General features: G+C 41.6%; 6 protein-coding genes. All 6 read right to left on the reverse strand.

What is annotated here, in order from left to right; all coding sequences use genetic code 11:
• Nucleotides 1-125: 125 nt before the first annotated feature.
• On the reverse strand, nt 126-1,154 hold the full coding sequence (locus M0R70_08720) for an NAD(P)-dependent oxidoreductase (protein ID MCK9419443.1): 1,029 nt from the start codon (nt 1,152-1,154) through the stop codon (nt 126-128).
• A 2-nt stretch (nt 1,155-1,156) separates the two neighbouring features.
• Nucleotides 1,157-1,918, reverse strand: coding sequence for a class I SAM-dependent methyltransferase (locus M0R70_08725; protein ID MCK9419444.1), 762 nt, complete (start codon nt 1,916-1,918; stop codon nt 1,157-1,159).
• Between the two features lie 151 nt (nt 1,919-2,069).
• Complete coding sequence (locus tag M0R70_08730; protein MCK9419445.1) at nt 2,070-3,299, reverse strand: glycosyltransferase family 2 protein; 1,230 nt, start codon at nt 3,297-3,299, stop codon at nt 2,070-2,072.
• Nucleotides 3,300-3,333: 34 nt separating this feature from the next.
• Nucleotides 3,334-4,296, reverse strand: a complete 963-nt coding sequence (locus M0R70_08735) for an NAD-dependent epimerase/dehydratase family protein (GenBank protein ID MCK9419446.1) — start codon at nt 4,294-4,296, stop codon at nt 3,334-3,336.
• Nucleotides 4,297-4,357: 61 nt separating this feature from the next.
• The gene (locus tag M0R70_08740) at nt 4,358-7,357 is read right to left on the reverse strand and encodes a hypothetical protein (GenBank protein ID MCK9419447.1); all 3,000 of its coding nucleotides are present in this window, start codon (nt 7,355-7,357) and stop codon (nt 4,358-4,360) included.
• Nucleotides 7,358-7,836: 479 nt separating this feature from the next.
• Nucleotides 7,837-8,769 (reverse strand): NAD-dependent epimerase/dehydratase family protein, encoded by a 933-nt coding sequence (locus M0R70_08745; protein ID MCK9419448.1) that lies wholly within the window; start codon nt 8,767-8,769, stop codon nt 7,837-7,839.
• Between the last annotated feature and the right edge of the window lie 9 nt (nt 8,770-8,778).

Below are 8,778 nucleotides of genomic sequence, written 5' to 3' on the forward strand. Positions count from 1 at the left end.
GATTGTATATTTAACCAAATTATTATTTCTAGACATTAAAACAAGCAACGGACAAGCGCAATATTTGATTTATGCAAAGAGACCCTCATATAACATATTTCAGCACACATTATGCAGGGTAAAGCCTACCACTTGAATAACTTTAACAATCCTAAAATTCCCATTTTAACAGGTGCACTGTTGGCACTTTTCTTTGATTGAATATTTTGAATATTGTCACAATAATGCCTATATGCAATTTCCAGAATCTGTGAATTGTTTTGTGTTGGCTTCCATCCTAATTCTGCTGTAATTTTCGATAAATCAAACTCAAAGTCTTGCGTCAACATCCTGAATTGATACGGGCCCAATGGAGATAAATGAAATTTATAGCATAATTTTAGTATCGGAATGGCCAAAGTAGCGGGTATTGATCTAATTTTTGATTTACTATTAGTTAGCTTAATTAAATGCTGAAACATTTCTAAAAAACTGGGGACATTACTCGATCCAATGTTGTAAGTACTTGATTTAGATGAAGACAATAACTTCACTACTGCCGTATTTAAGTCCTGCGCGTACAGACATTGATGCCTAATTCCTCCATCACCCAAAACCCATAATGTTGCATTTGACCTCACCAACTCAAATAAAACTGACAACATCCCTACCCTTCCGGCATCTATTATATTAGGGCATCTCAATATGTTCACATGAAATTTATTTTGATAATTTAATAATATCGATTCAGAGTCACACTTAGATCTTCCATACATATCGATAGGACTTGGGGCATCGTCATCTCGGATAAATTTATTCTTAACGCCTAAAAATATTGAATTTGAGGAAGTAAAAATGAAATTCTTTATACCGAGCGCAAGCGCAATTTTAGCTATGTTTCTAGTACCAACCACATTGTTATCGTATAAATTTCTCTGATTTCTAACCGCAAAATCAATTTGTGATGCCAAGTGAATAATTGCATCAAATTTCTGCCCACGTAATTTCTGTTCTAAATCCATAGAATCGCATAAATTACAAATGATCAGTTTTTCATTCGATAGAATGTCAGAAGGAACTAAATCTATTCCAACACACTCTATGTCCTGATTCAAGAGATATTTCGTGAGAATTGATCCATAGTATCCAGATACGCCAGTAATGAGGACTCTCAAAATCACTCCTTTGTCGCAATAGCTATAATTTGCCATCCATATTTGGATGAATTAATGTTGCCCCTGAATAATAAGGAAAATAATAACCCCACCATTTGGATTAACCTGGTTTTAATCGCTGAAGTGTTAAATGATACATCATTGACTAATTTATCACCACGAAAAAGCAGCATTAAACGATAGAGATTGAAAAATGGCCAGCCTGCTGAAACAATCTGAATTTTATTAAAACCACATTGCTGTAACAACTTTGAGAGACTATATTTGTTGTAGTGTCTTCTATGGCCGATATGGATATCAAGCTTTGACATAGGCCCACCAGGAAGTGTAATAATTAATACCCCGTCCTGTTCCAACAGATTCAATGCATTTTTCACGATTTTTTCAGGGTAATCAACATGCTCTAAAACATCACAACAAGTAATAATGTCAGCCTTTCTATACAGCTCTTTTATGAATAAATCTTGAGTTAAATCGGCTTGAATAAAAGTGGCTCCAGGGTTGTTCTGTCTCGAAATTTCTACTCCAATCTGGCTGTACTCCAAACCAATCATTTTTATGTTTTTAAATTCTCTGGAAAGTTTTTTGATTAAATCTCCCTGACCCGAGCCAAAATCAACAAGTAACGTTGCCTTTTTTTTGCTAATCTTATTAATTTCGCCAAATACAAGCCTATGTCTTAATATTTGCCCAGGGTTATAATCAGCCAGGGAATTTTGCTTTCCCCAATGATCATCCCAATTATCCGAAGCATTTGGTTTCATTTCCGCAAGCCCTCTAAATCACAAATTATCATTATATTATCACGCACCTAATAAATAAACCGTAATTCTATTTGAATGTATAGGTTACAATATTAATACTGGATAAATTTGCTGTGATTGGTTATAAATCCTATCGAACAATTATGAGTAATTACCCTCTTTTATAAGGATTGCCTCCAAGTCGCCGACCCAGTTCAAGCAGCAAAGTGAACGAGAACGTCTGCACTCCAAGAATAATCAATAGTAAACCGAATATGGCGAAGCGCGATAAACTACCGATAACAAAATCATTGGCGATATAGTCTGCAAGGAACTGAAGGTCCAGAGCGAAGCCCCCCGTGCATAGCAAGCCAGCAGTGATCATACCACGATCATAGGTAAATTTCTCCAGAATCGACCTTTCTATGCCGCTACGCAGGCCATGAGCATTTCTCGCCAGGATTCCGACTTGAAACAGAGAGTAGCCCAGCACCGTAGCTGTCAGTCCAAGCAATAGCATGTATATGTTGAAGCCGATCGGGCCAATAGAAATTGAGCCCCCCAGAGAAAGCAGCGAAATAATGAGGCCGATGAAGAAGGAGAAAACACCCGGCTTGATCAAAAATGAGTCCGGGCTATACACCAGCATCACTTTAAGATTAATCCAACCAGCAAGCCAGGGCGACCAGAAACCGGCACGCCGGTGATGGCTGTATCTTCCTTCCCGGTCTTTATAAAAAGAAACAGGTACTTCGGCTATCTTTAGGCCGATACGGGAAGCTTTCAGCACCATCTCCGATGCATACTCCCAGCCTTTTGAAGTAAGATTAATTTTAAGCAGAGCATCTTTTGTCAATCCACGCATTCCGCAATGAATGTCGCTATAGCTGCTATGGTAGATTCTGTTCAGAATCCAGGTCGTCAGCGGCGTACCGAAATAGCGATGAAGGGAAGGCATTGCGCCGGATTCGATTGTACCCGCAAAACGCGATCCCATCACAAATTCATTCCCGGCGCGAAAACTGTCGACGAAAACTTTAATTTCGCGAAAATCATAAGTCAAGTCACAGTCACCCATAATAATGAAACGGCCGCGAATCGACGGAATAACGTCGATATAGGCTTGGCCAAGACCCTTTTTAGGCGTACGAAGAACGCGCGCGCCTTTCGCGAGTGCAATATTGGGCGTGTCATCGGAAGAACTGTCGACAATAATAATTTCGCCAGACACTCCTGCTCGCTTTAAGCCTTCCCAGCACCAGTCAACAAACTCACCTATAGTGATTTCTTCGTTGAGTGCAGGCACTACGATACTGACTTCCGGTAGCTGGTCTATGCCTACATCGCTTTCAGGAATAATCAATTCTATACACTTTGGATTTCCGGAAATTCTCATCGCCATTTTGGATTCCTCAGGATTGACATTTTGACTTCATTTATATTTCGTTATTCATGGCTGCGATAGACGCTTCAATCGCTTGAGCTGAACTGCGCTGTGCCCGCCAACCAAGTTTCTTAATTTTATGGACATCGAACAAAACTTTCGGGACATCACCCTTCCATCCACGGTCGCCACCCGTATATTGATAGTCAACAGAACCTGGCTCGACTCCTGCCACCCGGCAGGCAATATCAGCAATTTCAGTTACGGAAATGTAGTCGTCGGTCGCGACGTTGAAAACGTCGAAGCATTGGCCTTGGATTTTAGCATTTTTGCCGAGAACCAGCAACATCGCATCTATGACATCTTCGACGTAAATATAAGACTTGGTTTGCGATCCATCGCCGAGTATGCGAAGCTTGGTCGGGTCATGTTTAAGCCTTCGGATAAAATCGTAACCGACTCCGTGAGTTTGTTTTGGACCAACGACATTGGCGAATCTAAATGCGCGGCCGTTCATAGAAAACATATGGCAATAAGACGAAATCAGAGCCTCACAGGCCATCTTGCTGGCGCCATAAGTTGAGATCGGGAAACAAGGACCATAGGATTCCGCGAACGCCACATCCGGCGCTTCGCCATAAATGCCGCTGCCGGACGTATACAGAATTTCAGGAACGTTATTGACGCGCATGGCCTCAAGGATATTCTGAGTCAGATACGTACCTTCCCAAAAATCTATATCGGGTTGTTTTACAGCTTTGGCGATATCCGGATTCGCCGCAAAATGGATTACCAAATCTACACCGGCCATCGCGTGCGTTAGCAAGCCCAAGTGCTTGATATCGCCTTCAACAATTTTCAGTTTGAGATTCGACACTACCGATTTTAAATGCTCCATGCTCCCGGACGTGAAATTATCGTAAATAACAAGTGACTCGACACGCTCATCCAGCAGCAATCTTTGCACAATATGAGAACCGATAAACCCTGCACCGCCAGAAACAAATATCTTCATAACCCACCCTCTTTAATTTCACTTAAATATAAAATACTTTAAATGTGTGTCAATAAAGCGATCATAATTTTACAAACTCCTTAGGAATTCCAATAGACATCCTGATAAGCAGCAGCAATAACATCAATCCACAGAGGCATATCAATATAGCTTGGTTAAGTTTTTCTGGCCTGTAGGTAAAACTCACATCATATTCTCCCGCTTTATTTACCCATATTCCCTTAGATGCTTCGTTCACCCGAATATAGTCAACTTTCTCGCCGTTTACATTCGCAACAAAATCGCCAGGATAATATGTTTCACCGAGCACAATGATACCCGGGCCGCTCGCCTCAACAGAGAAACGAGTACTATTGTTCGTCAACCTGTATTCTCCCGCAGGTATTACCCGGTAGAGCGTATTGTTTTTTAGGACTCCCTGCGGGATGAACTGACTTTCCACTGCGGCGAATGGTACATGCTTTTTATCTGCCAATGCATCTATAATATCAGTTGGTTTATGTACTTCTATTATTTTATTAACGAAGAAAGCCCTTGGCCATACGGACTCTCTTTGCCAGACATCTAGATCGCGGGAGTATAGCAACTGCATATCTTGAGGCATCTTGGTTCCAACATCTGCTACCATGTAACCTATCCCCAGCAAATCCAGTGAAGCTGCACGACTGGTAATCTGATCACTTTTAATACGACGGCACCAGCCCCAATCAACCATTGGGTAATCAATAAGAGTCAATAGTTTTTCGTAATTTTTACTTCTTAATGGCTCAACAGGCACTATTCCTTCTAGATCCAATCTAGCGTTAAAGCCAGGGAATAAAACCTCTCGTTCACCAACTACCCGCGTCGGTATCATTGCTTTGTCAATTCTCTTTTTAACATACTCGATGGCATTCGACTTGTTTGAATAATTAGCGCGCTCTGTAGAATTCATCACATAAGCATCAATCGTTGCCACTCCTGTCATCAAATGCATGCCATGACGAACATTTAATACCAAAAAGCAACATGTTAATATTATTAACCCTATCCTTTTTTTCCAAACACCTGATCCAGCGAGCTGGTATAGTGCTACAAGCCCGATGAGTACAATAAAAACAATAACAATATACCTCTCTTCAATAGAATATTTAATAGGATTTTGCCAAATTAAAACGAGCCATAACCCAAGAAAACTTGAAATTGAAAAAGCTAGGATTGCCTTCTTAAATTTATCGGATGCCTCTAAGAAGTCCCGGATTCCATGCCCGGCGATGATTAAAGCAAGTACCGTCATAGGCACTGAAAAGGTGTCTCCCACGTGATGTACCTTGTTGATAAAAGGAATAGCAATCAGGATTGACACCGGGATCAAGCCATACGCAGTAGACATTGCCAAGACAAATAATCCCCAACTGCCACAAACTATACACGATTGTCGAAGACGCAAACTTATAAAAGAACTTGCCATACAAAAAAAAATAAATAGATTTACTGAGGGCCCTGTAAGATTATTATTAAAGTACTTTTGAAAAAAGAAATTATCGAAAAATCCAATGATCATCCACGGCTGAAATGTAGAAACACCAGGAGTGTCATAAGAAGTAAATGCTTTGCCTAACGCATCCAAAAAAAGCAACCAATGCGGCGCGGTAATCATGACAAGAGTAAATCCGATTCCGAATGCAAAAACAAATGATCGGATGCGTCCCCACTTAGGGGAAATGTGCACCAAAAAAGCCAGCACTCCCAAAGCTTGCATGAAACATGCAGTGATAACACCTTCTTTGGGTGGCCCCGCGTTAAGTTGCAACCAAGTAACGGCAGCCAGCAAAAGGCCTTGCGAAACACAACTTCTTACATGCGGATTTGGTAAAGTCAAAACTCTCCCAAGTCGATCCCATTGAAGCACTACCCAAGGCGCATAAGTCAAAACAAAAAATACTGGATGGTTAAACCGATATGCGAAGAAACCAAGAAAACAACTGGAAATCGCAATCAATAATCCAGCTAATAATCTGTCTGTAAACCGAAAAACGAGTAAACCCATTCCGACCGCAAATATTGCCTTAGACAGAATGAATTTAAAATCCCAGCCAATAGAACTTCCATCCAGAAAAACTGGAATCCAATGCAAAACATCTCCGATCATTGACTGGCCTTGCGCAAACAGCGGGATTCCGCCGCCAACATATCGATTCCAGAATGGAAATTCAAAATAGCGAAATAGCGAATCATGTTGCACAACGGTATTGGGGGCTATGCTCCATAATGTCGCCCCCAGATCTGAACCACGATAATTTTCGATAAACCCATTAAATGAAAAGCCCGGCACCCATGGGGGGGCGCCATACAAGGCGGCCACCCCGACGGGAGAAACAAAGCTCTTACCAAAGAACACAACGGGGTAACAACTTGCGACGGCTGAAATAAGCCCAATAAACGCTATCGCTTTTCTTGGGTTTGCGACCGAATAATTAACCAGCCGTTCTATAGTCTCGGCAATTTGTCGACGGCACTTAGCCAAACCAATGAAAATGGTGAAGATTAATAAGGCGTATCCAGCATAGATCCATCCACGGTGCGCAAGGAAATCTATCCAACTACTTTTCTTATTAAACGATGAGTTCTCTATTTCTGTTATAGGGTCGTTAGCATTTTCTACTGTATGTATAACCAGCATATCTTCGATGACATCCATTCCGCTGATTTGCTGTTTTGACTTAAAAGACTTGACAGGATAATTTTTAAGTATGTCGCCCGACGCATTTTCAATTCCAGCTTTATTTATCCTAAGCACTGAAGGAGCGTCGATCAGATCAAAACGAAGATTTTTTATGGGTAAGGTAGGCAAAGGAAACAAATATTTCTGGAAGGCCCCACGCTGAACTTGTAATCTACTCGAATCCTGCTCAGTGACACCATGGCCTATATCAAAAAATATTTGGCTAATACCTATATTGGAGGATTCCATATATACTACAAAATATAATTTATTGCTCTCCCGATAATCGTTGTGCCCAATCACGCCAGCAAAAAGAAGTGAGCAAATAGCCAATATATATATGTTTATACGAGTCATTTTAAATGCTCTCGAATTCAGAAACATGTCTAAAAATGGATAGGGATTTCATCATAACAAACCACGAACCCCTGCGTATATGTTTATATTTATCATACAACGTCACTCAAAATGCTATTTGTACTGTAAAGTGGACCTTTCTGTCAAGACAATAATGTGTCGAGTTTAGTTGGGTGACCAATCAATACGCAGCGGAATGGCGCTGCCCCGATTTCCACTTCTCCTTGATGCGCTTCTCTCTCTTTGAATTTATCCACATTTTTTGCTCGGCCACCACTGTATATCCGTTATATCTCATCACGTGTGCTGAAATCCAATAATTGGTGTGTTCTTTCGTTGTGTTATAAAATACAAAACATTCCATCAACCCAATCTGTACTTTAGGTAATGTGGCATACGCTTTCAGATATATACGTCTTCGTACTTGACGCTCTGCCAGAGCCGATCACAAATATATTGTCAAATACCTGCCGCTCTGGTCATTTATTTAACACCTTACGCATCCAGGCAGCCGTTTTAACAATTCCTTCTTCAAGCGTTACCTTCAATTCCCATCCCAATTCCTGCCGTGCCAAGGAATTGTCCAGAATGCTTACCGGCACATCAAACGGTCGACCTGGCCGGTAGTGACGAACAACCTCGCGACCAAGAACGCGCTCAAGCATATCTATCATTTCGATGAGACTAGTGCCAACACCCGAACTGATATTGAAGACTGATTTTTCACCATCGTAATCAACAGCGTGAGCAAATGCTTCGGCCACATCGCTGATGTATAAATAATCACGGGTAACACTGCCATCGCCCCATATTTCCAGAGGCTTATTCTGGATTGCGTTACTCAAGAAGACGCCCACTGCCCCCTGAGCCGTCTCCACTCTCTGACGCTCACCAAACGGATTAGCAACCCGGAGAATGTTTGCCTTAATTCCATACAGGTGCTGATACATCAACAGGTATTTCTCAATAGCAAGTTTCGTAATACCATATGACACACGCGGCTCGGTCGGATGGTTTTCGTCTATAGGAAGATAGACCGGATTGCCGTAAACGGTACCTCCAGAGGAAATAAATACAATCTTGCGTACACGTTTAGCTACCATTGCACCAAGCATCTGCAAGGTGGGTACAAGATTGCTCTGTATATCATAAACCAGGTCATCGTTGGAATTCTTGGGTAGAGTCGTCGATACCAGGTGCAGGATGACATCAACGCCGTCTATTGCACTGCTCACATCATGGAGGCTCATCAGATCGCCAGTCAGCCACTCAACTCTTTCATCATCAGAAAACTGGCGATAGGGTACGACGCGGGGACGCTCAAAAATGCGCAGCTCATGACCATCTTTGAGCAAACGATCAGCAATTGCAGATCCGATAAAGCCACCGCCGCCAAAAATCGTTATTTTCATCGTGTCAAA

It is taken from the genome of Nitrospirota bacterium, assembly GCA_023229435.1.
In the GTDB taxonomy this organism is placed as follows: Bacteria; Nitrospirota; UBA9217; order UBA9217; family UBA9217; genus JALNZF01.